The 24,907-nt window shown below is 59.3% G+C and carries 22 protein-coding genes and 1 pseudogene (1 of these 23 running past the window's edge); 19 read left to right on the top strand and 4 right to left on the bottom strand.

Annotated elements, in window-relative coordinates; genetic code table 11:
• The 3 genes and pseudogenes from ALO43_RS03800 to ALO43_RS03785 form a co-directional block, all read right to left on the bottom strand.
• Positions 1-74 (bottom strand): annotated as a pseudogene (locus tag ALO43_RS03800) (pyridoxal-phosphate dependent enzyme); its annotated part reaches 503 nt to the left of the window's first position; the annotation flags it as partial.
• A gap of 569 nt (positions 75-643) precedes the next feature.
• Positions 644-1,684: an AraC family transcriptional regulator gene (locus ALO43_RS03790; RefSeq protein ID WP_053480831.1), complete on the bottom strand. Its 1,041-nt coding sequence runs from the start codon at positions 1,682-1,684 to the stop codon at positions 644-646.
• Between the two features lie 2 nt (positions 1,685-1,686).
• Positions 1,687-2,817 (bottom strand): carbon-nitrogen hydrolase family protein, encoded by a 1,131-nt coding sequence (locus tag ALO43_RS03785; RefSeq protein WP_054997133.1) that lies wholly within the window; start codon positions 2,815-2,817, stop codon positions 1,687-1,689.
• 206 nt (positions 2,818-3,023) lie between these two features.
• On the opposite strand from ALO43_RS03785, the gene ALO43_RS03780 reads away from it, so the two are divergent.
• The 5 genes from ALO43_RS03780 (at position 3,024) to ALO43_RS03760 (ending at position 10,286) form a co-directional block, all read left to right on the top strand.
• Entirely contained in the window at positions 3,024-5,063 is a 2,040-nt protein-coding gene (locus ALO43_RS03780) for an NADPH-dependent 2,4-dienoyl-CoA reductase (RefSeq protein WP_054997132.1), read from the top strand.
• Positions 5,064-5,088: 25 nt separating this feature from the next.
• On the top strand, positions 5,089-6,033 hold the full coding sequence (locus ALO43_RS03775; RefSeq protein ID WP_024669717.1) for a 1-aminocyclopropane-1-carboxylate deaminase/D-cysteine desulfhydrase: 945 nt from the start codon (positions 5,089-5,091) through the stop codon (positions 6,031-6,033).
• Between the two features lie 147 nt (positions 6,034-6,180).
• The gene (locus ALO43_RS03770) at positions 6,181-7,518 is read left to right on the top strand and encodes an MFS transporter (protein ID WP_054997131.1); all 1,338 of its coding nucleotides are present in this window, start codon (positions 6,181-6,183) and stop codon (positions 7,516-7,518) included.
• 279 nt (positions 7,519-7,797) lie between these two features.
• Positions 7,798-9,006, top strand: coding sequence for an MFS transporter (locus tag ALO43_RS03765; RefSeq protein WP_054997130.1), 1,209 nt, complete (start codon positions 7,798-7,800; stop codon positions 9,004-9,006).
• Positions 9,006-10,286 (top strand): arsenic transporter, encoded by a 1,281-nt coding sequence (locus ALO43_RS03760; protein ID WP_053480836.1) that lies wholly within the window; start codon positions 9,006-9,008, stop codon positions 10,284-10,286. Before ALO43_RS03765 ends, ALO43_RS03760 begins: the two co-directional genes overlap by 1 nt.
• Here ALO43_RS03760 and ALO43_RS03755 read toward each other — a convergent pair.
• Positions 10,252-11,235, bottom strand: coding sequence for a DUF1853 family protein (locus ALO43_RS03755; protein ID WP_054997129.1), 984 nt, complete (start codon positions 11,233-11,235; stop codon positions 10,252-10,254). The two genes, ALO43_RS03760 and ALO43_RS03755, sit on opposite strands and share 35 nt — an antisense overlap.
• A gap of 354 nt (positions 11,236-11,589) precedes the next feature.
• On the opposite strand from ALO43_RS03755, the gene ALO43_RS03750 reads away from it, so the two are divergent.
• The 14 genes from ALO43_RS03750 (at position 11,590) to ALO43_RS03685 (ending at position 24,817) form a co-directional block, all read left to right on the top strand.
• Positions 11,590-12,657 (top strand): GGDEF domain-containing protein, encoded by a 1,068-nt coding sequence (locus ALO43_RS03750; RefSeq protein ID WP_024669721.1) that lies wholly within the window; start codon positions 11,590-11,592, stop codon positions 12,655-12,657.
• A 142-nt stretch (positions 12,658-12,799) separates the two neighbouring features.
• On the top strand, positions 12,800-13,690 hold the full coding sequence (locus ALO43_RS03745; RefSeq protein WP_002554505.1) for an NAD(+) kinase: 891 nt from the start codon (positions 12,800-12,802) through the stop codon (positions 13,688-13,690).
• Complete coding sequence (locus ALO43_RS03740) at positions 13,690-14,661, top strand: metallophosphoesterase (protein WP_005892304.1); 972 nt, start codon at positions 13,690-13,692, stop codon at positions 14,659-14,661. The genes ALO43_RS03745 and ALO43_RS03740 overlap by 1 nt, the downstream gene beginning before the upstream one ends.
• Positions 14,658-15,530, top strand: coding sequence for a rhomboid family intramembrane serine protease (locus ALO43_RS03735; RefSeq protein WP_005892306.1), 873 nt, complete (start codon positions 14,658-14,660; stop codon positions 15,528-15,530). Before ALO43_RS03740 ends, ALO43_RS03735 begins: the two co-directional genes overlap by 4 nt.
• Positions 15,531-15,558: 28 nt before the next feature.
• Positions 15,559-15,819 carry a YeaC family protein gene (locus tag ALO43_RS03730; RefSeq protein WP_005892310.1) on the top strand — a complete coding sequence of 87 codons (261 nt, stop codon included), beginning with the start codon at positions 15,559-15,561 and terminating at the stop codon, positions 15,817-15,819.
• On the top strand, positions 15,816-16,649 hold the full coding sequence (locus tag ALO43_RS03725; protein WP_054997128.1) for a DUF2797 domain-containing protein: 834 nt from the start codon (positions 15,816-15,818) through the stop codon (positions 16,647-16,649). Before ALO43_RS03730 ends, ALO43_RS03725 begins: the two co-directional genes overlap by 4 nt.
• Positions 16,650-16,661: 12 nt before the next feature.
• Positions 16,662-19,328, top strand: coding sequence for an aminopeptidase N (gene pepN, locus ALO43_RS03720; RefSeq protein WP_054997127.1), 2,667 nt, complete (start codon positions 16,662-16,664; stop codon positions 19,326-19,328).
• 395 nt (positions 19,329-19,723) lie between these two features.
• Positions 19,724-20,377, top strand: coding sequence for a YjfI family protein (locus ALO43_RS03715; protein ID WP_005892318.1), 654 nt, complete (start codon positions 19,724-19,726; stop codon positions 20,375-20,377).
• Positions 20,378-20,403: 26 nt separating this feature from the next.
• Complete coding sequence (locus ALO43_RS03710; RefSeq protein WP_054997126.1) at positions 20,404-21,111, top strand: PspA/IM30 family protein; 708 nt, start codon at positions 20,404-20,406, stop codon at positions 21,109-21,111.
• A 30-nt stretch (positions 21,112-21,141) separates the two neighbouring features.
• Entirely contained in the window at positions 21,142-21,696 is a 555-nt protein-coding gene (locus ALO43_RS03705) for a rhomboid family intramembrane serine protease (protein WP_024669725.1), read from the top strand.
• Positions 21,697-21,775: 79 nt separating this feature from the next.
• A complete protein-coding gene (locus tag ALO43_RS03700) occupies positions 21,776-22,441 on the top strand; it encodes a YjfK family protein (protein WP_024669726.1) in 666 nt (221 codons plus the stop codon).
• Between the two features lie 13 nt (positions 22,442-22,454).
• Positions 22,455-22,880, top strand: a complete 426-nt coding sequence (locus tag ALO43_RS03695; RefSeq protein ID WP_024669727.1) for a DUF350 domain-containing protein — start codon at positions 22,455-22,457, stop codon at positions 22,878-22,880.
• Positions 22,881-22,907: 27 nt separating this feature from the next.
• The gene (locus tag ALO43_RS03690) at positions 22,908-23,648 is read left to right on the top strand and encodes a DUF1190 domain-containing protein (RefSeq protein WP_024669728.1); all 741 of its coding nucleotides are present in this window, start codon (positions 22,908-22,910) and stop codon (positions 23,646-23,648) included.
• 11 nt (positions 23,649-23,659) lie between these two features.
• Positions 23,660-24,817, top strand: coding sequence for a glutathionylspermidine synthase family protein (locus ALO43_RS03685; protein WP_054997125.1), 1,158 nt, complete (start codon positions 23,660-23,662; stop codon positions 24,815-24,817).
• Positions 24,818-24,907: the final 90 nt, after the last annotated feature.

Below are 24,907 nucleotides of genomic sequence, written 5' to 3'. Positions count from 1 at the left end.
CCTTGCAGCGGCGTTTCGATAGCAACGTCGTAGACGCGGGAGGTGAGGATCTTGCGAGCGTAATAGTTGAGCAGATCGGCTTGGCCTTGGCTCATCGTGTCGATCCTTCAGGCGTGCGCAGTGCGACAGAAGGCGGCAAACCGATCATCAGGTTCAAGGATGCGATAGGGGCGATAGAGCGAAGGGTGGCGATCATGTCTGACTCCTGGCTGAATGATGTGGCCCGGGAGACAGAAGAAACCCGCCTCCAGGGCGGGTTTTTTGCAAACGTCGGCTAACCCGCCATGACTGGAATGACGGTAATAATAATCTGGCAGACGTTTTGCTTTATGCGGTTCATGGGCTGGAGGTTAGGTCGACACAGGCCGGCAAGTCAATAGCGCGCTTGCAGCAAACGTATCAGTACGGCTGGTGAATCTGTCTGGGTGTTTTTCGTCTGTTTGACGGGAATCAACATTTTTATTTCACATTGGCACTTTAATGTTGATCTTGCGGTCAGTTATTTCAGCTTGATGGTCAAGCACACTCAATCAGCCAAGAGGGCGAAGAAATGGACGAATACCAGGAAGAACTACTCGAATACCGTGCATCGGAACTGGACCCTGTAGAACCTGCCGACGACGCTACCGAGTTATGAAGGGCTTCAGGCGCTTTGGCGCTGGCTGCGGCGGAACTCTCCCGGAGTCTGTCCGTTCCAGCGCTTAAAGGCGCGTTGAAAGGCTTCTGCCGAAGCAAACCCCAGCAGATACGCTATCTCCCCGAACGCCAGTTCAGTGTCTCGAATGTACGTCATTGCCAAGTCACGCCGCGTGTCATTGAGCACGGCGCGAAAGCGTGTGCCTTCCTCGGCCAGTTTGCGGCGCAGCGTCCATGTCGGCAGCTTGAGTCTTGCCGCCACTTCTTCCAGATCCGGTTCTCTACCGCCGCTCAACAATGGCCCGAGCAACTGAATGATGCGCTCACGCAGGCTGCGCGTGCGGGTCTGTTGCTCCAGTTCTCTTTCGCATAGCTGCAGCAGGTGCCGCCAGGTACTCGGGCAATGCTCCGGGTTGCGCAACGCCAGGCTGGCCTGATCCAGACGCAACTGATTGGTGGCCGCGCCGAATATCACCGGATGATCGCTAAGGCTGACGTATCGGTGTGCGTACCCAGGCGCGTCGAATTCGATTTCGACCCGTTGCGCGCGCAGCTCGGTGCCCGCCAGCGCCGAGAGTTGAGCGAGCCAGCCGCCAAGGATGGAGTCCACCACGAAACGGTTGTAGGCGTTATAGGGGCTTATCGAATAAAAACGCATCCAGGCACCGTCGGCATCCTCATGAAGGCTTGACTGGCCACGGTAGTTGGAGCCGTACAGCGGTTCGAAACGGGTAAGGGTGCGTGCCGCTTCTCGCACGGTAGGGGCCTGCGCTGCGGTCACTCCCGCCAGGCCTGCCTGAGCGAAGCGGCTGAGTTCTCCCATGCGCAAGCCCAGATCGGGCTGGCCGGTGAGCTGGATCGCGGCATGGCCAAGGCGCATGTAGCGCGGGATCGACAGGCGAGCGCCGGCCTGGCTCAGGCGCGCAGGGTCAAGGCCGTACTGTTCCAGCAGCGGGGCGGGGTCCTTGTCGAAGCTGTGGACGGCATCGGTGAGGCTCTGGATGAACCCCACCGACAGGTCGCCGAGGCGCAAGGGCGATGTCGGCATTGTCAAAGCCAGAGGTTGATCAGGCGAGCGCCGCCTGCGCTGCTGTCAGGCTGGGGTTCGGCAATGGTCTGGCCGTCGTGGCTGGCAAAGCTCTGCCCGGCAACTCCCTGATTCCAGAACTGCCCGCGCATGAACACGCTTATTCCAGCCTTTGCCGAGCTTTGCGGAGGGCGACTGATCAGTGTCAGCCGACGCCACACTTCGCCCGTACTCGGATGATCAGTGGCCATTTCGATGCCTGAATGTGCAGGCTTGCGCCATGGTTGCGACCAACTGGCCTTGCCGATCACGAAGGCCGGCACGGCGATCAGTTCAGCACCGCTCTGGTTGAGGCGGGCGTAGTTGTCCGGATACCAGCTGTCGCTGCCAATCAGAACACCCAGGCGCCCGGCGGGCGTATCGATCACGTTCAGCGGTGCCTCGCTCGCTGCGCGCACATAACGTTTCTGGTGCCGCTCCGGGTAAAGCTGACGCTGCGGCTGCCCGAGTGGGTGGCCGTCACTGTCGAAAGTCACGCTGCTGTTATACAGGGCGCCTTGGCCGATCTTCAACTGACCACCTTCGACGCTTGGGTCCGGCAGCACAATCGAGCCTGCCACCAGCGTCACGCCGAACTCTTTCGCCAGACCGCCGAACAGTGTCTGGTAGTCGCGGGCCATATCGCTGGCTTTAGTGCGCAGGTGCGCGTCGTCCAGACGGTTATTGCCTTCGGCGCCGAGCAGGGCCGTGATGAATTGCAGCGGGTTACTCCAGGCCAGCCATTCCATTGCATCGTCTACCGTGGCGGCCTGATAGAGCTGATCCTTTTCGCCGCTGGCAAACAGCCAAGTGCCAATATGTTCCGGCATGACCACTACCGTTCTGGCATTGATCAGCCCGTAATCACGAGCCTGTTGCAGGTAGGCGGCCAGCTTGCGATGCAAATGGTCGATGTTTTGATAGTCCGTGGGGAACAGCTCTGGCTCGATGCCCAGAAGGTTTCCGCGTTCGCTCGGGTCGCCTTCATTGACTGCCAGTCGAATGCGCAGGTCGGACAGGTAGTGACCCGCCGGGCGTTGTTCGGTCCAGATCAGGTAGCTGCCCAGACTGATTGCGCCCAGGAGGATCAGACAGATGGCGAAAAGTTTGCGCATAAATAGGCCGGATGGCTGCCATCGGGAAATTGTCGACTAGGGTAGGACTACGTTGAGCGCTTGCCAAGTGCCGCTGCGCGTTTGGATCAATAACTTGTCACTTTCGGTCATTGAGTGGCCTTGACGGGCTGTTTACTGTGGCTTGATACATCAGAGAACCCGCAGAGGTTTCTGTTTTTCCGTGATTGACTCGATGGAGCTTCGCCATGACTGCTGCCCCTTATCCCCACCTGCTGGCCCCGCTGGACCTGGGGTTCACGACGTTGCGCAACCGCACCCTGATGGGTTCGATGCACACCGGTCTTGAAGAACGTCCGGGTGGCTTCGAGCGTATGGCCGTGTATTTTGCCGAGCGCGCACGTGGCGGGGTCGGTCTGATGGTCACGGGCGGCATAGCGCCAAACGAAGAGGGCGGGGTCTACGATGGCGCAGCCAGGCTCACCAATGCTGAAGAGGCGGAGCAGCATCGCACGGTCACCCGGGCAGTTCACGATGCCGGTGGCAAGATCTGCCTGCAGATCCTGCATGCCGGTCGCTACGCCTATAGCCGCAAGCAGGTCGCGCCGAGTGCCATTCAGGCACCGATCAACCCGTTCACACCCCGTGAACTGGACGAAGAAGGCATTGAAAAGCAGATCAGCGATTTTGTGAACTGTGCGACCCTGGCCCGTAGTGCCGGGTACGACGGCGTCGAAATCATGGGGTCGGAAGGCTATTTCATCAACCAGTTCCTCGCCGCCCACACCAACCACCGGACCGATCGCTGGGGGGGCAGCTACGAAAACCGCATGCGTCTGGCGGTCGAGATCGTGACGCGCGTGCGTGAGGCGGTCGGGGCCGATTTCATCATTATCTTTCGTCTGTCGATGCTGGATCTGGTCGAGGGCGGCAGTACTTGGGAAGAAATCGTCCAGTTGGCCAAGGCGATCGAGCGGGCGGGCGCAACGCTGATCAATACCGGCATCGGTTGGCACGAAGCCCGTATTCCGACCATCGCCACCAAGGTGCCGCGCGCTGCATTCAGCAAGGTTACCGCCAGGTTACGGGGCTCGGTGAGTATTCCGTTGATCACCACCAACCGGATCAACACACCGGAAGTCGCCGAACGCATCCTCAGCGAGGGCGATGCCGATATGGTCTCGATGGCGCGCCCGTTTCTGGCCGACCCCGAATTCGTCAACAAGGCCGCGGCAGGCCAGGGTGACCGCATCAATACGTGCATCGGCTGCAATCAGGCCTGTCTGGACCATACCTTCGGCGGCAAGTTGACCAGTTGTCTGGTCAACCCGCGTGCCTGTCACGAAACTGAACTCAACTACTTGCCAGCTTTGCAGATCAAGAAAATTGCCGTAGTGGGTGCCGGTCCTGCCGGTCTGGCCGCTGCGACGGTCGCTGCGCAGCGTGGCCATGAGGTGACCCTGTTCGACTCGGCCAGTGAAATAGGCGGCCAGTTCAACATTGCCAAGCGTGTACCGGGCAAGGAGGAATTTTCCGAAACCCTCCGTTATTTCCGCAACAAGCTTCAGGACACCAGCGTGCGGTTGCGCCTGGGCATGCGGGTCAAGGCTCAGGACCTGCTGGGCGCGGGCTTTGATGAGGTGATTCTGGCCACTGGCATTGCGCCGCGCACTCCGGCCATTCCCGGTATCGAGCATCCGAAGGTGTTGAGTTATCTGGACGTGATCCTGCAGCGCAAGCCGGTCGGTCACAGCGTGGCGGTGATCGGTGCGGGTGGTATCGGTTTTGATGTGTCGGAATTTCTCGTGCAACAGGGCGTGGCCACCAGCCTGGATTGTGAGGCGTTCTGGAAAGAATGGGGCATCGATACGACGCTTGAGGCACGTGGCGGTGTCGCCGGGATCAAGCCCGAGGTACACGCCCCGGCCCGCCAGGTGTTCCTGTTGCAACGCAAGAGCTCCAAGGTCGGAGATGGCCTTGGCAAGACCACCGGCTGGATTCATCGCACCGGGCTGAAAAACAAACAGGTGCAGATGCTCAACAGTGTCGAGTACCTGAAAATCGATGACGCCGGGCTGCACATCCGTATTGGCGAAGACGGTGAAGAAAAACTCCTGGCGGTGGACAACATCGTCATCTGCGCGGGCCAGGACCCGTTGCGCGAGCTGTATGACGACCTCGCCGCGGGCGGCCAGAGCGTGCATCTGATCGGCGGCGCGGATGTGGCCGCCGAGCTGGACGCCAAGCGCGCCATCGACCAGGGATCACGTCTGGCTGCTGCGCTCTGACAAAGCTTGTCTGTAAACTACGCGGATGATTTTTGACGCTCTCGGCTGGCAACCCACTGCTCCGCTGCAACGCCTTGACCTGCCTTGGCTGCAAGACGCCGGGGTCGAGGTGGCGATACTGCGCCTGGACCGGATCGACCCGCTGATCAGCGGCAACAAATGGTTCAAGCTCAGCAAGCACCTGACGCAAGCCGCCAAGGTCGGCGTGCAAGGCGTGATCAGCCTCGGCGGAGCGCACTCCAATCATCTGCATGCCTTGGCTGCAGCGGGCAAGCGCTTCGGTTTTCCAACGGTTGGCCTGTTGCGTGGCCATGCCGGGCAGACGCCGACGGTGCAGGACCTGCAAGCCTTCGGCATGCAGTTGCACTGGCTGGGTTACGCCGGCTATCGACAGCGGCATGCTGCAGATTTCTGGCAGCCGTGGCAGGAACGCTATCCCGAGTTCTACCCGATTCCCGAAGGCGGCAGCGGGCTTGCCGGGGCTCTGGGCTGTGCAGCGCTGCAGAAAATGGTCAAAAGCCAGCTTGGGCAACTGGGCTGGGCCGATTACCACAGCTGGTGGCTTGCTGCCGGGACTGGCACGACCGTGGCCGGCCTGCTGCTGGCCGAGGCGGGCGCTCACCCGGTTTATGGTGCGATGGCGGTACCTGACGATCACGGAGTCGCTGAAAATATTGTGTCTGTGCTGAACGAAGCGGCAGGGCCGCAGGCAAAAGCCTTTTCGGACCCGCCACCAGGCTGCGTTCTGCTGGATGCCAGCCGGGGCGGGTTCGCCAAAACCGATGCGGTGTTGCTCGACTTCATCGCCAGCAGTGAAGCGCAGAGCGGCGTGCCTCTCGAGCCGCTGTACACCGGCAAGGCGTTGCTGGCGTTGCGTAACGAGGTGCTGGCCGGTCGTTTCGAGCCAGGCGCGCGTCTGATCTTCATTCATACCGGAGGCCTGCAGGGGCGGCGGGCGATGCGGCTGTAGGCGTCGTTCCAGAGCCTTTGGCATGGATCATGCCCGAATAGGTGGCAAGAGGTCGGCCCTGACTACGTGGATGACACATCTGGAGTAAGGCGTACGGGGCACTGTCTCGATAATCGACCCCTTCCAGATCAAGACGCCGAGGTCAGCATGACAACTACCATTCCAGAGCACGTCGATCCTGCCACGCTGAAGAAAGTCATTGTTGCCGCAGCCATTGGTAATTTTGTCGAGTGGTTCGATTTCGCCGTCTACGGCTTTCTGGCCACCACCATCGCCCTGCAATTCTTCCCCAGTGGCGACAGCAGCGTCGCACTGCTGAAAACCTTCGCCGTGTTTGCCGTTGCCTTCGCGTTTCGTCCACTGGGCGGGATTTTCTTTGGCATGTTGGGTGACCGGATAGGGCGCAAGAAGACCCTCGCCATGACCATCCTGCTGATGGCTGGCGCGACGACACTGATCGGCCTGTTGCCGACGTATGCGGCAATAGGGGTGATGGCGCCGGTGCTGCTGACCCTCATTCGTTGTGCGCAGGGCTTTTCAGCCGGAGGGGAATACGCCGGTGCCTGCGCCTACCTCATGGAACATGCGCCGCGCACACAGCGAGCCTGGTATGGCAGCTTCGTCCCGGTCTCGACCTTTTCCGCCTTCGCTGCTGCTGCCGTTGTGGCCTATGCACTGGAGTTTTCGTTGTCGGCTGAGGCCATGGGCAGTTGGGGCTGGCGTTTGCCGTTTCTGATTGCTGCGCCTTTGGGGCTCGTGGGGCTTTACCTGCGCTGGAAGCTCGACGAAACCCCGGCTTTTCAGGCGGTGACTCAAGAGCACGCGGTGGCTCACTCGCCGCTTAGCGAAACCCTTCGTCATCATGCGGGGGCCATATGCTGTCTGGGGGCGTTCGTGTCGCTCACGGCGCTGTCGTTCTACATGTTCACCACCTATTTTGCGACTTATCTGCAAGTGGCTGGAGGTTTGAGCAGGGCAATGGCGTTGCTGGTATCGCTGATCGCGCTGGCTTTCGCGGCTGTGCTGTGTCCAGTGGCCGGCGCGTATTCGGATCGGGTGGGGCGTCGTGCCACGATGGCGACTGCCTGCATTCTGTTGATGGTGGTGGTCTATCCGTCATTCCTGATGGCCAGCTCCGGCTCCTTCCTGGCTTCTATCATCGGCGTCATGCTGCTGGCCGTGGGCGCCGTACTGTGCGGCGTGGTGACGGCGGCGTTGCTGTCGGAAACCTTCCCGACCCGTACCCGCTATACCGCTTCTGCTATCACCTACAACATGGCCTACACCCTGTTCGGTGGCACCGCGCCCCTGATGGCAACCTGGCTGATCAGCATCACCGGCAGCAACCTGCCGCCGGCGTTTTACCTGATGGCCGTGGCAGTGCTGGCACTGGCGGGCGGTCTGGCACTGCCGGAGACCTCGAAGATTTCGCTGCACGACGTGCCGGTTGCAGGCAAGGGAGCGGCGCTGGGTTCGATTGCTTGAGGGTCGCGGCTGGCATGCATCCTGTGCCGCCCCGCGTTACACATCTGCACCGCGCGGTGTGCAGAACCATATGGCCAGCGAAGCGGCGCGAGAGTCATCTGCATTCCTGCGTTGCAGACAAGAGGCTTCCTGAAGCACTTCTCGGCCCCTCTGCAAAAACGCAACAAAACGTGGCACAGTCGCCCCGAAAAATGGCACATTGGCGCGCCCGGGTACGCGTGACACATTTTGTAATCATCCGTCCGGGGAGACTCGAAAACCTTTTTACGGATGAAACTCATGGCCACCAGTGCTCAGCCGACGACGGCGAAGGCCTCGACAACTTCTCAGTCCAGTCCGCTGGTAATGCGCATTATCGGCGCCGTTGCACTGGCGCACCTGATCAACGACCTGATCCAGGCCATCCTTCCTTCCATCTACCCGATGCTGAAGGAAAGCTACGACCTGAGCTTTACCCAGATCGGCCTGATTACGCTCACATTTCAGATCACCGCATCGCTGCTGCAGCCTTGGGTCGGTTATTACACAGACCGCCATCCCAACCCGCTGGTATTGCCGGTCGGCTCGATCTGCACCCTGATCGGCATTGTCATGATGTCGCTGGTGGGCAGCTTTCCCTTGATTCTGCTGGCGGCGGCGTTGATAGGCATCGGCTCTTCGACCTTTCACCCGGAAGCCTCGCGTATTGCGCGGCTGGCCTCCGGTGGGCGCTTCGGCCTTGCGCAGTCGACCTTTCAGGTTGGGGGCAACACAGGCACTGCGTTCGGTCCATTGCTGGCGGCGGCGATCATCATCCCGTTCGGGCAAGGCAATGTGGCCTGGATCGGGCTGTTTGCCCTGTCCTCGCTCGGCTTGCTGTATGCCATCAGCCGCTGGTATCGCGCCCACCTTGATCTGTTCAAGCTCAAGGCCGGTCAGACAGCTACCCACGGTCTGTCGAGAAACCGGGTGATTGCCTCGCTGGCCGTGCTGGCATTTCTGGTGTTTTCCAAGTTTTTCTACATGACCAGCCTGACCAGCTACTTCACGTTCTACCTGATCGAGAAGTTCGACCTGTCCGTCGCAAGTTCCCAGCTTCACCTGTTCCTGTTTCTGGGAGCAGTAGCGGCGGGGACCTTTTTTGGCGGTCCGATCGGTGACCGAATCGGGCGTAAGGCGGTCATCTGGTTTTCGATCCTCGGCGCTGCGCCGTTCACCCTGGCACTGCCTTACGCAGACCTGTTCTGGACCAGCGTGCTCAGCGTGATCATCGGCGTCGTGCTGGCCTCGGCGTTCTCCGCCATCGTGGTCTACGCCCAGGAACTGGTGCCCGGCAATGTCGGCATGATCGCCGGGATCTTTTTCGGCCTGATGTTTGGCTTTGGCGGCATCGGCGCCGCCTTGCTCGGTTATCTGGCTGACAGCCAGGGCATTCTGTTCGTCTACACGCTGTGTTCTTACCTGCCGCTGCTCGGCATCCTCGCCATTCTTCTGCCACGGACCAAATAATGCTGATCGCAACGCTGATCTTTCTGTTCACCATCACACTGGTTATCTGGCAGCCCAAAGGGCTAGGTGTAGGTTGGAGTGCGGTGCTGGGGGCCGTTCTGGCGTTGCTGACCGGGGTTGTTCAGGTCAGTGATATCGCCGTGGTGTGGGGCATCATCTGGAACGCCACCGCGACGTTCATTTCACTGATCATCATCACGCTGTTGCTGGACGAAGCGGGCTTCTTTGCATGGGCAGCGCTGCATGTGGCGCGCTGGGGCAAGGGGAACGGGCGACGCCTGTTCGCCCTGTTCGTGCTTTTTGGTGCATTGGTGTCGGCGTTGTTCGCCAACGACGGCGCGGTGTTGATCCTGACGCCCATCGTCATCGCGATGATGCTGGCGCTGCGCTTTTCGGCGGCATCGACCCTGGCATTTGTAATGGCTGCCGGCTTCATTGCCGATACGGCGAGCTTGCCGCTGGTAGTGTCGAACCTGGTCAATATCGTTTCGGCTGACTATTTCAAGATCGGCTTCAATCGTTACGCCGCAGTGATGGTCCCGGTCAACCTGGCCAGCGTCGCCGCCACCCTCGCAGTGCTGATGTGGTATTTCCGCCGCGATATTCCTCGCGAGTTCGAGCCAGAGCAGCTGGACAAGCCCGAGACTGTCATCCACGACCGGGCCACGTTCATGGCTGGCTGGGCCGTGCTGGTGATTTTGCTGGTGGGCTGCTTTGCGCTTGAACCGCTGGGCATTCCGATCAGCGCGATCTCGTCGGTGTGTGCCTTGCTGTTGCTGGCCATCGCTGCCAAAGGCCACACCATCAAAACACGCAAAGTGATGAAGGAAGCGCCGTGGCACATCGTGGTGTTTTCGCTGGGCATGTACCTGGTGGTCTACGGGCTGCGCAATGCCGGTCTGACAGATTATCTGGCCCGTCTGCTGGACTGGTTCGCGGGCTACGGTATCTGGGGCGCGGCAATGGGCACTGGGGTGATGACGGCGTTTCTGTCGTCGATCATGAACAACATGCCGACGGTGCTGATCGGGTTGCTGTCCATCGACGCTAGCCATGCCAGCGGCGCGATCCAGGAAGCGATGATCTACGCCAACGTGATCGGCAGCGATCTGGGGCCGAAGATCACGCCGATTGGCAGCCTGGCGACGCTGCTCTGGCTGCACGTCCTGGAGCGCAAGGGTATTACCATCAGCTGGGGCTATTACTTCAAGGTCGGCATAGTGCTGACGGTGCCCGTGCTGCTCATCACGCTGGCGGCGCTGGCACTGCGACTGGGTTGAGTGCATGACTGGTGTCGGCCAGGTTGGGCCACATGTCCGACACCAGAAACAGCCGCTCGGCTTCCTGCCAATGGCCCGCCGCATCCTGGCTCAGTCGGACCAGCAATTGCGCCGGGGCCATCGGGTCGAGCTCAGTCAGCCAGTCTTCAAGTTGTTGTCCAGTCCAGGCCTCGGTATATAGCGCTGGCGCCAGCCAGGCGTGACGAGGCAAAGGCTGCCAGCGGCCTGGCCGGCTTTGCACATGAAATGCTCTCCAGTCTCGCTGATGCAGCCAGTGTCCCTTGAGGTGCTGGGGGTGAGCACCTTCCGGGGATTCACACGGTCCCGGCCACGGATACAGCAGATAGCCGCCCAGCCACAACTCCGCATTGAACGCTTCGACACCCAGCGCGGCCAGCGTCGCGCGGCTTTCCGGGCGCGCAGACATGGGCAACTGATGCAGGCTCAGGTGGGCAAGCTTGCGATCCAGCCGGTCATTGCAGCCAGGCCCCAGCCAGTGCTCCGGCGGGCATCCGTCTCCATCCTGTGGCCCGAGGTAAAGCTTGATTGCCAGCTCGACGTGATGCACACCGTCGTGATCACGTAACAGCATGTCCAGTTCGCCCAGCGTCTGGCTGCCCAGCCTGATCGGCAGGTTGGCGGCAATGATCTCCACCCCCGGCGCGTGCTGTACCGCAAATTGCCAAAGCCGCTCGTAATAGCGCCCCAAGCGCCGCGTGGTCGCCTGTGCCAGCCAGTTCTCCAGCGGGCCACTGTCCCGATCGAGTTGCCAGAGAAAGGCCGCCAGTTGCTCTGGGGCCTGTACCCAGTCGCTGCCTGCCAGTGGATGACGCTGCGGCCAAGGTGTGGCTTCGAGCATGGGCGGCGCAAGGATCACCCAGGCAAGGTCGCGCACTTCTGAGTGTCGCAACTGGCGGGGCAGATCGATGAGCGTGGGGAATAGAGTCATGTGCCGAGGATAGCGTGAGTCGCTGCCGACAGACAGTCTGAATGAAAGGTTTCAGGCGGTCGGCACTGAAGAAAGAAAACAGATATTACCCTGAGCCGGAGGGTGTTTATTATGCACGCCTGCCGGTGGGGCAATGTCTGATATAAATGATATTCGCGAGGCGGCAAACAGGTTTTGTATGTTTTCGCATGAAAGACCGGTCGCCTGTGCAATCATGTTTATTCACCCGTACTGTTTCAAGTGTGTTCAAATCGGGCCGCTGTTTATATATCGTCATCTGGACAGGGTGACGGCGTTCATACGCAGTCTTTTTAAAGCGATTGTGCTCGGGAAACGGAATGCCTGGAGTGGTCCATGAATGGTGAAATGCAGACACGTATAAAACATCTGCTCTCACCGGCGATAGCGCGTGTGCAATGTATTGCACTGGTCTGTTGGCTGGCTGTTTTAACTGTGACGCCCGATGTCGAATGCGGTGTTCGTGAGGTGCTGCTGACCGCCGCCATGATGGTGACGTGCGTATGGCAGTATCGCGCTGCCGATTTCAGAGTCTGGCGCGGCGCAGGCATGGCGTCGGTGGTCACCGTGGCCCTGTGCTTTTCGCAGGTCACTCGGTTGAATAATGACCTGGGAATCAATTGGTCATTGCCGATCGCAATCATGATTATCCTGTGCTCGACATTATTGGTGGTGTATACCCGCGATTATCTGCTGGTGTCGATACTCTCCTGGGTCATTCTGTCTCCGGCGCAGGGTGTCGACAAGGACAGTGTGACGTACGTGTTCATGATACTTTTCTTTATTTCATCGATCAGCCTGGGGGTATTACTCAATCACACCTATACCCGAACCCTGCGCAAGGTATTGTCCCTGGAAAGCCGTTTTCGCGAACTGTCGTTGACCGATGACCTCACCGATATACTGAACCGTCGTGCATTGATGCAGGCACTGGATGAACACGTGGCACATAACAGTGCCGGTTATTTTCTGATGCTCGACATTGATAACTTCAAACATATCAATGACCGGTTCGGACACGATGCCGGCGATGATGTCCTGCGCCTCATGGCTACCTGCCTGCAAAAGACTCGGGGCAGCCTTGCGTTCGGTCGTATGGGGGGGGAGGAGTTCGGTGTGATCCTGCCTGCCTCCAGTGAAGAAGCCGCCAGTGATTACGTGATGCGCCTGCTGGACACCATCAGAGCCACGCAGGCCGTCAGCAAGTTGACCTGCAGCGCAGGCCTGGCGAATATCGACGCGGGCTCAAGCAGCCTGCAAGTGCTCAAGACGGCCGACGTCAATCTTTATCAGGCCAAGCGAGGTGGCAAGGACCAGGCGTTCTGGAAGGGTGCGCCGATTGCCGAAGGGGCCGTGCAAGGTTCTGCAAATGGTTGTGAGAAGGTTCGACCGCTGACGCCGTAGCCTCGCCGGAAAGGAATTTGCTCGCAGTGTGCAGGTACCGCACGCTTGCGCGCTGGTCATCCTTTTACACTCGGTTTGCTGCTGCCGGGCCGTTTCGCCCATAATCGCGTTTTAAGTCGTCTCGAACCGCAGCAGGAGCCTCATGGAGCAATTTCGAAATATCGGCATCATCGGTCGCCTGGGCAGTGTTCAGGTGCTCGATACTGTTCGCCGACTCAAGAGATTCCTGCTGGACCGGCATCTGCACGTCATTCTAGAAGAGACCATCGCCGAGGTTTTGCCCGGTCACGGTCTGCAGACCTCGTCGCGCAAGATGCTCGGCGAAGTCTGTGACATGGTTATTGTGGTCGGTGGCGATGGCAGTCTGCTGGGTGCCGCGCGTGCGCTGGCCCGGCACAATGTGCCGGTGCTGGGTATCAACCGTGGCAGCCTGGGCTTTCTGACTGACATCCGGCCGGACGAACTCGAGGTCAAATGCGCCGAAGTGCTCGACGGGCATTACCTGGTCGAAAACCGCTTCCTGCTGCAGGCCGAAGTACGCCGTCATGGCGAGGCCATTGGCCAGGGCGATGCGCTCAACGATGTGGTGCTGCACCCTGGTAAGTCCACGCGAATGATCGAGTTCGAGATATACATCGACGGCCAGTTCGTGTGCAGCCAGAAGGCCGACGGCCTGATTGTCGCCACGCCGACCGGATCCACCGCCTACGCGCTGTCGGCCGGCGGGCCGATCATGCACCCCAAGCTCGATGCCATTGTCATCGTGCCGATGTACCCGCACACGCTGTCCGGTCGGCCCATCGTGGTTGATGGCAACAGCGAGCTGAAAATCGTGGTGTCCAAGGACATGACCATTTACCCGCAGGTGTCCTGCGACGGTCAGAATCACTTTACCTGCGCCCCCGGCGACACCATCACCGTCAGCAAGAAGCCGCAGAAACTGCGCTTGATCCATCCGCTGGACCATAATTATTACGAGGTCTGTCGCACCAAGCTCGGCTGGGGCAGCAAGCTCGGCGGCGGGGGAGATTAATGCTCGATCCTGCGCGTGGCTACGATCTGATCGGTGACGTGCACGGGTGTGCCCATACCCTCGAGCACTTGCTGGAGCTTCTCGGTTACCGTCTGCAGGCTGGCGTCTGGCGCCACCCTGAACGCATCGTCATATTTCTCGGCGATATCATCGACCGTGGCCCGCTGATTCGCGAGTCGCTGCATATCGTGCGCGATATGGTTCAGGCGGGTCAGGCTCACTGCATCATGGGCAACCATGAATTCAACGCGCTGGGCTGGGTGACACCGGCGCTGCCCGAAAGCGGACATCAGTTTGTGCGTGAACACACCACGCGTCATTCCCGGCTGATCGGCGAAACACTGGCTCAGTTCGAAAATTATCCTGATGAGTGGAGCGAGTTCGTCAACTGGTTCTATGAGCTGCCGTTGTACATTGATGCCGGACGTTTCCGGGTGGTGCATGCCTGCTGGGATTCGACCCTCATCGACCCGTTGCGCAGCCTGTATGGCAACGGTTGCATCGACAGGCCATTTGTTCAGGCCTCGGCAGTCCCCGGCAGTTTCGCCAGCAATGTCTTCAACCGCCTGCTGCGCGGCACCGACATGCGTCTTCCTCACGGCCTTACCCTGACTGGCGGCGATGGACTGACCCGCGAGTTCTTCAGGACCAAGTTCTGGGAAGATGACCCACAGACTTACGGCGACGTGGTTTTTCAGCCCGACGCATTGCCGGAAGGTGTGGCCAAGACGCCGTTGTCCACGTCCGAAAAAAATGCATTGCTGCGCTATGGCATCAACGAGCCGCTGCTGTTCGTCGGTCATTACTGGCGCAGCGGGCCGCCGGCACCCATACGGCCGAATCTGGCCTGTCTGGATTACAGCGCTGTGCTCTACGGTAAACTGGTCGCCTACCGGCTTGATCACGAAACACAGATCGATCCGGATAAATTCGTCTGGGTCGATGTTCAGCGTCCCGAGGTTTCACAATGAGTCCCGTTGCCGTTCTGCGCTTGCCTTTGACGACCGATTTGAGCGGGTTCGTTCGTTTGCTACAGCGCTTGCAGATCCCTCATCGGGTCAGCGAAGAGGTCGGAGAACAGGTGCTGTGGGTGCCTGATGCCGAGCGCCTGGCCGATGAGGTGCGCGAGCTGTACACGCGCTACCCCGAGGGCGACGAGCATGTTCAACTGGCAGACGCGTCTCAGGCGCCCAGGTACAAGGCGCCTGGCCTGATCGAACAGTTGCGCAACAGTCCGGTGACAGCTTTGGTGCTGCTGGTCACCTTGCTGGTTGCAGGGCTGACACTGTTGGGCGACAACCTGGAAGCCATCCGCTGGCTGACTTTTCAGGATTTCCGCATCAATGGTGAATACGCGATGTTTCTGCCATTGTCCGAAACCCTGGCTTCCGGGCAATGGTGGCGAATCGTCTCGCCGATGTTGATCCACTTCGGCATCCTGCACCTGGCCATGAATGGCATGTGGTTCTGGGAGTTAGGTCGACGCATCGAAATTCGCCAGGGCAGTTTTCCGTTATTGCTGCTCACTCTGCTGTTTTCAGCGGTTTCAAATTATGTGCAATACCTGTTCAGCGGTCCGAGCCTGTTTGGCGGGTTGTCTGGCGTGCTGTACGGGTTGCTCGGCCACTGCTGGATCTTTCAAATGCTGGCGCCCAACCCGGTCTACCGCTTGCCGCGTGGTGTATTGATCATGATGCTGGTCTGGCTGGCGCTGTGCCTGTCTGGTTTCGTGAGCATGCTCGGCTTCGGCGAAATCGCCAACGGAGCTCATGTCGGCGGGTTGATCATCGGTTGTGTTACCGGCTTGCTTGGTGGTGTGGTTGCACGCCGCAAAGCCTAGAATCACTGGCTACTTTCTGGAGTGCCCCATGTCGTCTTTTATAGAAATGATCGAAAACATCACCCCGGACATCTACGAAAGCCTGAAACTGGCCGTAGAGATCGGCAAATGGTCCGATGGTCGCAAACTGACCCAGGAGCAGCGTGAACTGTCATTGCAGGCGTTGATCGCCTGGGAAGCGCAGCACCTGCCCGAAGACCAGCGCACTGGCTACATGGGGCCGCAGGAATGCGCCTCCAAGTCTGCGCCGGTGCCCAATATCCTGTTCAAATCGGATGCTATTCATTGATCGAAATTGGTCGCGGAGCTGTCAACAAAATGTCGGCGCGTCAGGATGACACGCCGTTCGTGCAATATGCTTTTCGCCTTGGTGATACCGAGATTGCGGTCAACCCTCTGATCGGCAAGACCGTGCGTCTCGAGTTTCTGGGGGCGATTCACTGCAGTCATTGCGGGCGCAAGACCAAGTCCAGCTACAGTCAGGGCTACTGCTACCCGTGCATGCTCAAGCTGGCGCAGTGCGATCTGTGCATCATGAGTCCGGAAAGATGCCATCACGATCAGGGCACCTGCCGCGACCCGTCATGGGGCGAGCAGTTCTGCATGACTGACCACATTGTGTACCTAGCTAACTCTTCTGGCGTCAAGGTCGGTATCACTCGTGCGACGCAGTTGCCGACTCGCTGGCTGGATCAAGGTGCCAGTCAGGCACTGCCGATTATCCGCGTCGCAACTCGCCAGCAGTCGGGCTTTGTCGAAGACCTGTTGCGCAGTCAGGTGGCGGACCGCACCAACTGGCGTGCCTTGCTCAAAGGAGACGCCCAACCCGTCGATCTCAAGGCTATTCGCCAGGAACTGTTCGACAGCTGTGGCGCAGGGTTGCTCGGATTGCAAGAACGATTCGGTCTGCAGGCCATCCAACTGCTACACGATGCCGAACCGGTCGAGTTTCGTTATCCGGTCGAGGCGTATCCGACCAAGATTGTCAGCTTCAATCTGGACAAGAACCCGATTGCCGAGGGCACGCTGCTGGGGATCAAGGGCCAATACCTGATTTTCGATACCGGCGTGATCAATATTCGCAAATACACGGCTTATCAGCTGGCCGTGCATCAGTAAAAGGATCCCCGCATGCGCACCGAACAACCGAAAATGATCTACCTGAAGGATTACCAGGCTCCCGAGTACCTCATCGATGAGACGAACCTGACCTTCGAGCTGTTCGACGATCACTCGCTGGTCCACGCCCAACTGGTCATGCGTCGTAACCCTGAGCGCGGCGCAGGCCTGCCGCCGCTGGTGCTGGACGGTCAGCATCTGGAATTGCTGTCGGTAAAACTGAGCGACGTCGAGCTGGGTGCTGCGGATTATCAGTTGACGGAAGATCACCTGACTTTGCATCCACAGGCTGCCAGCTTTACGGTCGACAGCACCGTGCGCATCCATCCTGAAACCAATACCGCGCTGGAAGGCCTTTACAAATCCAGCGGCATGTTTTGCACCCAATGCGAGGCCGAAGGCTTCCGCAAGATCACGTACTACCTTGACCGCCCCGACGTCATGAGCAAGTTCACCACCACGCTCAGCGCCGACAAGCAAGGCTTCCCGATTCTGCTGTCCAACGGCAACCCGGTCGCCAGCGGTGAAGAAGAGGGCGGACGACACTGGGCGACGTGGGAAGACCCGTTCATGAAACCGGCTTACCTGTTTGCGCTGGTGGCCGGTGATTTGTGGTGCATCGAAGACACATTCACCACCATGAGCCAGCGCGAAGTGACCCTGCGCATTTACGTCGAGCCGGAAAACGTCGACAAATGCCAGCACGCCATGACCAGCCTGAAGAAGTCCATGCGCTGGGACGAAGAAACCTACGGCCGCGAATACGACCTGGACATCTTCATGATCGTTGCGGTCAACGACTTCAACATGGGGGCAATGGAGAACAAGGGCCTCAACATCTTCAATTCCAGTGCTGTGCTGGCCCGCGCTGAAACCGCCACCGACGCGGCGCACCAGCGTGTCGAAGCGATCGTCGCCCACGAATACTTCCACAACTGGTCGGGCAACCGCGTGACCTGCCGTGACTGGTTCCAGTTGTCGCTCAAGGAAGGCTTCACGGTGTACCGCGACGCTGGTTTCTCGGCTGACATGAACTCGGCCACGGTCAAGCGTATTCAGGACGTCGCCTACCTGCGCACCCACCAGTTCGCCGAAGATGCAGGCCCTATGGCCCATGCCGTACGCCCGGACAGCTTTATCGAGATCTCCAACTTTTACACCCTGACCGTTTATGAAAAGGGTTCGGAAGTGGTCGGCATGCTGCATACCTTGCTGGGCGCCCAGGGCTTCCGCAAGGGTAGCGATCTGTATTTCGAGCGCCACGATGGCCAGGCCGTGACCTGCGACGATTTCATCAAGGCCATGGAAGACGCCAATGGCGTCGATCTGACCCAGTTCAAGCGCTGGTACAGCCAGGCCGGAACGCCGCGTCTGGTGGTCAGCGAGTCTTATGATGCCGCTGCAAAAACCTACAGCCTTACTTTCCGCCAGAGCTGCCCGACCACACCGGGCCAGCCTGGCGATCAGAAGCAACCATTCGTGATCCCGGTCGAGCTGGGCCTGCTGGACAGCAACGGCGGCGAGATTGCCTTGCGACTTGCGGATGAAGGCGCTGCTGCCGGCACCACTCGCGTGCTGGCGGTGACCGAAGCCGAACAGACCTTCACCTTCGCTGATATTGCCGACAAGCCGCTGCCTTCATTGTTGCGCGGCTTCTCTGCACCCGTGAAGCTGAGCTTCCCGTACGACCGCGATCAGCTGATGTTCCTGATGCAGCACGACAGCGATGGCTTCAATCGCTGGGATGCGGGTCAGCAACTGTCGGTTCAGGTGTTGCAGGAACTGATCGGTCAGCACCAGCAGGGTCAGCCATTGGTCATGGACCAGCGGCTGATCACTGCGCTGGGTACCGTACTGGCGGATGAACAACTGGATCAGGCGATGGTTGCGGAGATGCTGTCGCTGCCGGGCGAGGCTTATCTGGCCGAGATCAGCGAGGTGGCCGATGTCGATGCCATTCACGCCGCTCGCGAGTTTGCTCGCCAACAACTGGCCGATGGCCTGTTTGACAGCCTGCTGGCGCGCTACAAAGCCAACCGCGAGCTTTCCAAGGCCACGCCATACGTTGCCGAATCTGTGCATTTCGCCCGTCGCGCGCTGCAGAACATCGCGCTGTCGTACCTGATGCTCAGCGGCAAACCTGAAGTGCTGGCGGCGACCATCGACCAGTTCGACACCAGCGATAACATGACCGAGCGCCTGACTGCGCTGGCCGTGCTGGTCAACTCGCCATTCACTGAAGAGCGCGATAAGGCACTTGCCGTGTTCGCCGAGAACTTCAAGAACAACGCGCTGGTCATGGATCAGTGGTTCAGTGTGCAGGCCGCCAGCACACAGCCGGGCGGGCTGCAACGCGTTCAGGAACTGATGAAGCACCCTGCCTTCAGCATCAGGAACCCGAACAAGGTCCGCGCCCTGATCGGCGCATTCGCCGGGCAGAACCTGATCAACTTCCATGCAGCGGATGGTTCCGGCTACCGCTTCCTGGCGGATCTGGTCATAGAACTGAACGCGTTGAACCCGCAGATTGCTTCCCGCCAACTGGCGCCGCTGACCCGCTGGCGCAAATACGACAGCGCCCGTCAGGCGCTGATGAAGGCAGAGCTGGAACGCATCCTGGCCTCCGGCAAACTGTCGGCGGATGTCTATGAAGTGGTGAGCAAAAGCCTGGCTGAATGAAAGCTTATGCTGTGACGGGTGAGTGATTGGCACCCCGAAGAAAGGCGCTACCTGCTGATGTGGGTAGCGCCTTTTTTGCGTTTTTAGTACTGACTTACTCAGTGCTTGATGACCCGCCTTCGTGGACAAGTCCGCTCCCACAGGGTTAAAGGGCACAGGTCAACAGGGGTACTGAGGAATAGGTGAACAGAGGCACAGCGACACAATATTGTGGGAGCGGACTTGTCCGCGAAGACTTCAGAGCTGTCAGCGGCTGGATCTCGAGCCAACACGCTTGCGCTAGCGCGACTACTCCCGTCGCTAAAAAAAATCTCACATGTGATACATATCTATCTTTGAAGACATCTGATACGTTGCTCACCTGATTCATGGTCAACAGCCAGAGGGGAGCGCCAATGCCTCGTAAAACCCAAGGCGACAAGGCAGCCGTCCCGGCCAAAGTTTCCAAGAGCTCTACCGATTACATGCGTGAAATGCGTCTGCGACTCAAGGACGCCGGTCTGGTCAAGCGGGAATTCTGGATCCGGCCCGAGAATGTCGATGCCTTGCGAGGCATCGAAAAAGCATTAAGACAGCCCTTTCTGGGCGAGAGGATCAAATTGGAGGATTTCATGACCGAGAATACCCACTGGACCATCAGCTCACTGCAAAAGGCCCTTAGCGAGTTGGAGCTGGTGACGAACGGAAAGATCGAGCTCGACGTGACCGAGGCTGATGGATCGGGTATCAAGCTAACGATGGCCGACCATGGCGACCTGCCTATCTACATTGCGGTGGAAGGCGAGCAGATTCTGGCCGACGCGACGCTGATTGAAGTGAACAAGGTCAAGAATGTGCAGGCATTCAACGACGTTGTGCTACGCAGTCGCGATCTGTTTCCGCTGTCCTCGATCGGCATCGAAAAGCTGGGCAGCGATCAGGAAGTCTACTGCCTGTTCGGAGCACTGAGCGCGGCATCGTCGCTTACCGTGATCGTGCAGGAAATCCTCACCCTCGCGGATAACGTGATGCGTGCGGCCGACGCTTTTGAAGATCATTTCATCTACTGAACAGCGCTGTCAGGCGGAGAACATTCATGACTACGAGTATCTGGAAAAAACTGGTGACTGCCGTTCGTGGTGGCGCTTCCGAAGTGGGCGAATCGATCGCCGATGCCAACGCCATCCGCATTCTGGATCAGGAGATCCGCGACGCAGAGAACGCGTTGGTCAAGGCGCGTGACGGCCTGATCACCATCAAGGCCAAGCACAAGTTGTCGGCACAGCGCCTTGAAGAACATGCCACCAGCATCGCGAACTGGGAAGGCCGCGCCATGCAGGCGCTGAACAAGGGTGAAGAAGCTCTGGCTGTTGAATGCGCCAACAAGATTGCCGAGATCGAGGCCCTGCGTGATCAGGAACAGGAACTGGCTGACCAGTTCAGCAAGCAGGTCAGTCTGCTGCAGGAGCAGGTGATCAAGGCCGAGTCGCGCATCAAGAGCCTCAAGCAACAGGTCGAGATGGCCAAGGCCCGCGAAACCGTGCAGCGCGCCCGGGTTGCGACCGCTACGGCAACCGGTGGCGCCAGTGGCGCAGTGGAAACCGCCGTGGGTTCGCTGGCGCGCCTCAAGCAGCGTCAGGACGAACAGGATGCCAAGCTCGAAGCCGCCGAGGAACTGGCCAGCCAGTCCAGCGGCAGTGATCTTGAGCGCCGCCTGCAGGATGCCGGGATCGGTGCGAATAGCGGTGGTGCGGAAGACGTGCTCGCGCGTTTGAAAGCCAAAAGCCAGACGCCGGCTCAGTAAGCGTAGCGACGAGGCAGGCGGGGACGGTCAATGGAGTACTCCAAACGGCTCAAGGTCATCCTCGTACTGTCGGCAGTGTTGCTTGCGGTTCAGGCAATAAACTCGATCACCGGCAACGCTCTGGTTCATTTCGGTATCATTCCGCGCAGCCTTACCGGGCTGCGCGGAATTGTTTTCGCTCCCTTCATACATGGCTCGATTCAGCACTTGATCAGCAATCTGTTGCCGTTCATTGTGCTGAGCTGGCTGGTGGCTACTGAGGGGGTCAGGCGCTATGCGTGGGTCGCCGGGCTGGTTTGCCTGCTGGGCGGGCTGCTGGTCTGGTGCTTTGGACGCAGCAATATTCATGTCGGCGCAAGCGGCCTGATTTTCGGTTTGTGGGCTTATCTGCTGGCGCGAGGCTGGTACCAGCGCAGTATCGCCAGCGTGCTGATCGCGCTGCTGGTAGTGGCCGCTTATAGCGGGCTGGTTTTCGGCTTCGTGCCGGTGGCCGGTGTGTCATTCGAATCACACATTGCCGGTGCGCTGGCGGGTGTTTGTGTGGCGTGGCTGATGCATTCCAGAACATTACTCGCGCCGAAATGAACCCGTCTCGCGAGCCGTGCGCCTGTTCCGGTTAAAGAGATTTATATATCGTCTCCCGTCGACTGCAAGGAAATGGATTATGAGTTGGTTCAAACGTGCCATGGGGCTGGAAGCACCCAAGGCATCTGGTGGTGATGGCGAACGATCAGTCGGCACGCTCAGCCCGCTCGGGCTGGCGTCCGGACGAATGCTGTGCCTGGACAGCTCATTGAAGCTGTTGCTCGAAGGCCATTCAGAGGTGGTCGTCCCCGGCGACGAAAAAGTCTGGGCCGTGGGGTGTGTCGACCTGGGCCAGTCGATGGCCATTCATCGTTTCTATCTGGATAACGAGGACTACTTCCTGCAAGTGGTCAGCAACGGACCCAATCCGGAAGACGTGCAGGATATCATTCTGTTCGGCTACTACAGCGCCGAGCCGATCACCAGCAAGGACGAATTGCTGCGCCTGACCGGCCCGTCGTCGAAGATCGGCCTGCCGACCTACGAGCACGACGGCGAAGTATTCGAACGCCAGTGGGGTACTTCGCCAGGCCAGACCGAGCTGACACCGCTGGACGAAGACATCGTCAGCCCTGACGCGGCCTATCGCGTCAGACACTTGAGCATGCTGTACGCGCGCGAAACGGGCCTGATCAATCGCCGTGAGTTTCTGCTGTTTTCCGTGGAGGAAGACGAAGAGGGCAGCATCACGCTGACCACGGCGGTAGGCATCACGCTGCAATCCACTGATATCAACGTTCTTTGACAAGGAAATCCTCATGATCGACGCGCTGCGTATGTCGCTCAATGCCACTGCCGTGTTCGGCTTTATCATGTACATCCTGGTTGCGGCGATTCTGTTCGCGCTGTTCCAGTTCATCTACAGCAGGATCACGCCGCACAAGGAGTTCGCGCTGATCCGCGAGAACAACAGCGCCGCTGCACTGGCACTGGGTGGCTCGTTGATCGGTTTCGCGTTGCCGGCCAGCAACATCATCACCTACAGCATCAGCATTCTGGACGTGATCGTTTGGGTGGTAATTGCTGCCGTGGTGCAACTGTTGGCGTTCGGCGTCACCAGCCTGGTGCTCAAGGGCCTGTCTGCCCGCATTGCCAGGGGCGAGCTGGCAGCCGCCATCTATTCGGCCAGCGTCGCGATCAGCGTCGGTCTTCTCAACGCCGCCTGCATGACCCCATCGGTCTGACAGCAGCCTTGAACAAGGAGACTCATGATGAGACGTAGTTCAGTAAAACTGGTACTTGCCAGCACGCTTCCTCTGGCTCTGGCCGGGTGTGGCCCGTCTGAAAGCAAACAGAATTTCGAAGCCAAGGCCAATTTCAAGTCGGTGCAGGAATGCGTCGAGGCCAAGGTGCCGGTGGACGTGTGTTCGGACGCCTACATGCAGGCGCTGTCCGACCATCGGCGCATTGCCCCGACTTATGATGACAAGGCGTCCTGCGACGCGGACTTCGTGCCGGATTACTGCCAGGTAACGTCCGACGGCAAATACGTACCAAAGATGGGCGGTTTCGAGCTGGGCTTCTCCGGGCAGGTGCCCAAGGAAGCGCTGGACAGAGCCAATCAGGAAGTCACGCAGTCCGCTCCCGCCGGCATGAGTGGCACCACCGGGCTGATGGCGGGTCTGCTGATCGGCAACTTGCTCAGCAACGGCTTTGGCGGCAACCGTTACTCGCAACCCATCTATCAGACGCGTGATGATCGGGGTGGGTATTACAGCTCTTCTTTGCCCAGCCAGATCGACCGCGGCAAGACTTTCAGCCGTTCGACCCAGGCTCAATCCAGCCCGGACCGCAGCTACGGCAAGAGCACCCTGGGGCGTAATCTGGGCAGCTCGGGTTCTGGCTCGTCGTCGGTGTCATCGACCATTTCGCGTGGTGGCTTCGGCAGCCAGGCTTCGGCACGCAGCGGCTGGGGCGGTAAAAGCAGCGGCGGCAGCAGCTTCGGAGGCTGACGGAACGGGCCATGAAGAAGATAAGCATCGAGGAACGCCCGGACTGGCGCCAGACGGCGGAGCGTGAAGGTTTCAACTTTCACACCATCGACGGCGAGCGGTATTGGGACGAGCGCGGGTACTACCTGTTCACCGAACAGCAGATTACCCGCGACCTGGAAGAGCCCACCCAGCAACTTCACCAGATGTGTCTGGATGCAGTGGCACGGGTGGTCGACAGCGAAGAGCTGCTGCGCCAACTGGCAATTCCGGAAGCGTTTTTCGATGTGATCCAGACGTCCTGGAAACAAGGGCACCCGCATCTCTATGCACGGTTCGACTTTGCCTACGACGGTACAGGGCCGGCAAAGATGTACGAGATCAATGCGGATACCCCGACCAGCCTGATGGAGGCCGGAGCATTTCAGTTGCTCTGGCTCGAAGAGCAGATGGCGCGCGGGGTCCTGCCCGTGCGTGCCACCCAGTTCAATTCGATCGCAGAAGACCTGGTGCGGGCTTTCGCAGAATTTTCGGCACAGACCCCATTCTATTTTTCCGCCATGTCCGGCTCTGTCGAGGACCGTGGCACGACTGATTTCCTGAGGCGCATGGCGGCGCACGTTGGCATTGACGCCCGGCATATCGACATCGAAGACATCGGGCTCGATGCCGACGGGCGTTTTGTCGATCTGCAAGGGGGCTGGATCGAACGCCTGTTCAAGCTGCATGCGTGGGAACACATATTTCACGAGGAATTTGGCAAACATGTGCCCGCCAGCGGCACCCAATTCGTCGAGCCTGCGTGGAAGGCGATTCTCAGTAACAAAGGCATATTGCCATTATTGTGGCAATTCAATGAGGGACATCCGAACCTGCTGCCGTCGTCTGTCGATCTGGACGCAACTAAACCGGTGCCCAAGGGCTGGGTGCGCAAACCCTACTTTTCCCGCGAAGGCGCCAACATCCAGATGCGCACGCCAGGCGATCAGGTCATTGCGGTCGACGGCCCCTACACGGATGCGCCTTATATTCTCCAGGCATATTCGCCGCTACCGAAATTCGGTGACAGCTACACGTTGATCGGTTCCTGGGTCATCGGTGACCTGGCTTCAGGCATCGGGATACGCGAGGACGACAGCCTGATCACCAAAGACACCAGCCGTTTTCTGCCGCATGCGGTCATTGATTGATCCCTTTGCATATTCCGTTCGCGTGTTACTTGCGCGAATGCGTAACACTTCACTGTTACGGACGGTGTACGTTTCTGATAACAGCCGGCA

Source organism: Pseudomonas tremae (genome assembly GCF_001401155.1).
Lineage (GTDB): Bacteria > Pseudomonadota > Gammaproteobacteria > Pseudomonadales > Pseudomonadaceae > Aquipseudomonas > Aquipseudomonas tremae.
Note: the sequence above shows the minus strand (reverse complement) of the source record. Positions and strands in the feature narration are given on the sequence as shown.

What these genes read in the sequence shown, in the direction of transcription:
- ALO43_RS03750 (WP_024669721.1), top strand. Translation starts at nt 11,590, where the DNA reads ATGAATGGTGAAATGCAGACACGTATAAAACATCTGCTCTCACCGGCG.
- ALO43_RS03785 (WP_054997133.1), bottom strand. Translation starts at nt 2,817, where the DNA reads ATGCGCAAACTTTTCGCCATCTGTCTGATCCTCCTGGGCGCAATCAGT.
- ALO43_RS03715 (WP_005892318.1), top strand. Translation starts at nt 19,724, where the DNA reads ATGCCTCGTAAAACCCAAGGCGACAAGGCAGCCGTCCCGGCCAAAGTT.
- ALO43_RS03780 (WP_054997132.1), top strand. Translation starts at nt 3,024, where the DNA reads ATGACTGCTGCCCCTTATCCCCACCTGCTGGCCCCGCTGGACCTGGGG.
- ALO43_RS03770 (WP_054997131.1), top strand. Translation starts at nt 6,181, where the DNA reads ATGACAACTACCATTCCAGAGCACGTCGATCCTGCCACGCTGAAGAAA.
- ALO43_RS03765 (WP_054997130.1), top strand. Translation starts at nt 7,798, where the DNA reads ATGGCCACCAGTGCTCAGCCGACGACGGCGAAGGCCTCGACAACTTCT.
- ALO43_RS03705 (WP_024669725.1), top strand. Translation starts at nt 21,142, where the DNA reads ATGGAGTACTCCAAACGGCTCAAGGTCATCCTCGTACTGTCGGCAGTG.
- ALO43_RS03710 (WP_054997126.1), top strand. Translation starts at nt 20,404, where the DNA reads ATGACTACGAGTATCTGGAAAAAACTGGTGACTGCCGTTCGTGGTGGC.
- ALO43_RS03740 (WP_005892304.1), top strand. Translation starts at nt 13,690, where the DNA reads ATGCTCGATCCTGCGCGTGGCTACGATCTGATCGGTGACGTGCACGGG.
- ALO43_RS03730 (WP_005892310.1), top strand. Translation starts at nt 15,559, where the DNA reads ATGTCGTCTTTTATAGAAATGATCGAAAACATCACCCCGGACATCTAC.
- ALO43_RS03735 (WP_005892306.1), top strand. Translation starts at nt 14,658, where the DNA reads ATGAGTCCCGTTGCCGTTCTGCGCTTGCCTTTGACGACCGATTTGAGC.
- ALO43_RS03685 (WP_054997125.1), top strand. Translation starts at nt 23,660, where the DNA reads ATGAAGAAGATAAGCATCGAGGAACGCCCGGACTGGCGCCAGACGGCG.
- ALO43_RS03690 (WP_024669728.1), top strand. Translation starts at nt 22,908, where the DNA reads ATGAGACGTAGTTCAGTAAAACTGGTACTTGCCAGCACGCTTCCTCTG.
- ALO43_RS03695 (WP_024669727.1), top strand. Translation starts at nt 22,455, where the DNA reads ATGATCGACGCGCTGCGTATGTCGCTCAATGCCACTGCCGTGTTCGGC.
- ALO43_RS03700 (WP_024669726.1), top strand. Translation starts at nt 21,776, where the DNA reads ATGAGTTGGTTCAAACGTGCCATGGGGCTGGAAGCACCCAAGGCATCT.
- ALO43_RS03755 (WP_054997129.1), bottom strand. Translation starts at nt 11,235, where the DNA reads ATGACTCTATTCCCCACGCTCATCGATCTGCCCCGCCAGTTGCGACAC.
- ALO43_RS03790 (WP_053480831.1), bottom strand. Translation starts at nt 1,684, where the DNA reads ATGCCGACATCGCCCTTGCGCCTCGGCGACCTGTCGGTGGGGTTCATC.
- ALO43_RS03745 (WP_002554505.1), top strand. Translation starts at nt 12,800, where the DNA reads ATGGAGCAATTTCGAAATATCGGCATCATCGGTCGCCTGGGCAGTGTT.
- ALO43_RS03760 (WP_053480836.1), top strand. Translation starts at nt 9,006, where the DNA reads ATGCTGATCGCAACGCTGATCTTTCTGTTCACCATCACACTGGTTATC.
- ALO43_RS03775 (WP_024669717.1), top strand. Translation starts at nt 5,089, where the DNA reads ATGATTTTTGACGCTCTCGGCTGGCAACCCACTGCTCCGCTGCAACGC.
- pepN (WP_054997127.1), top strand. Translation starts at nt 16,662, where the DNA reads ATGCGCACCGAACAACCGAAAATGATCTACCTGAAGGATTACCAGGCT.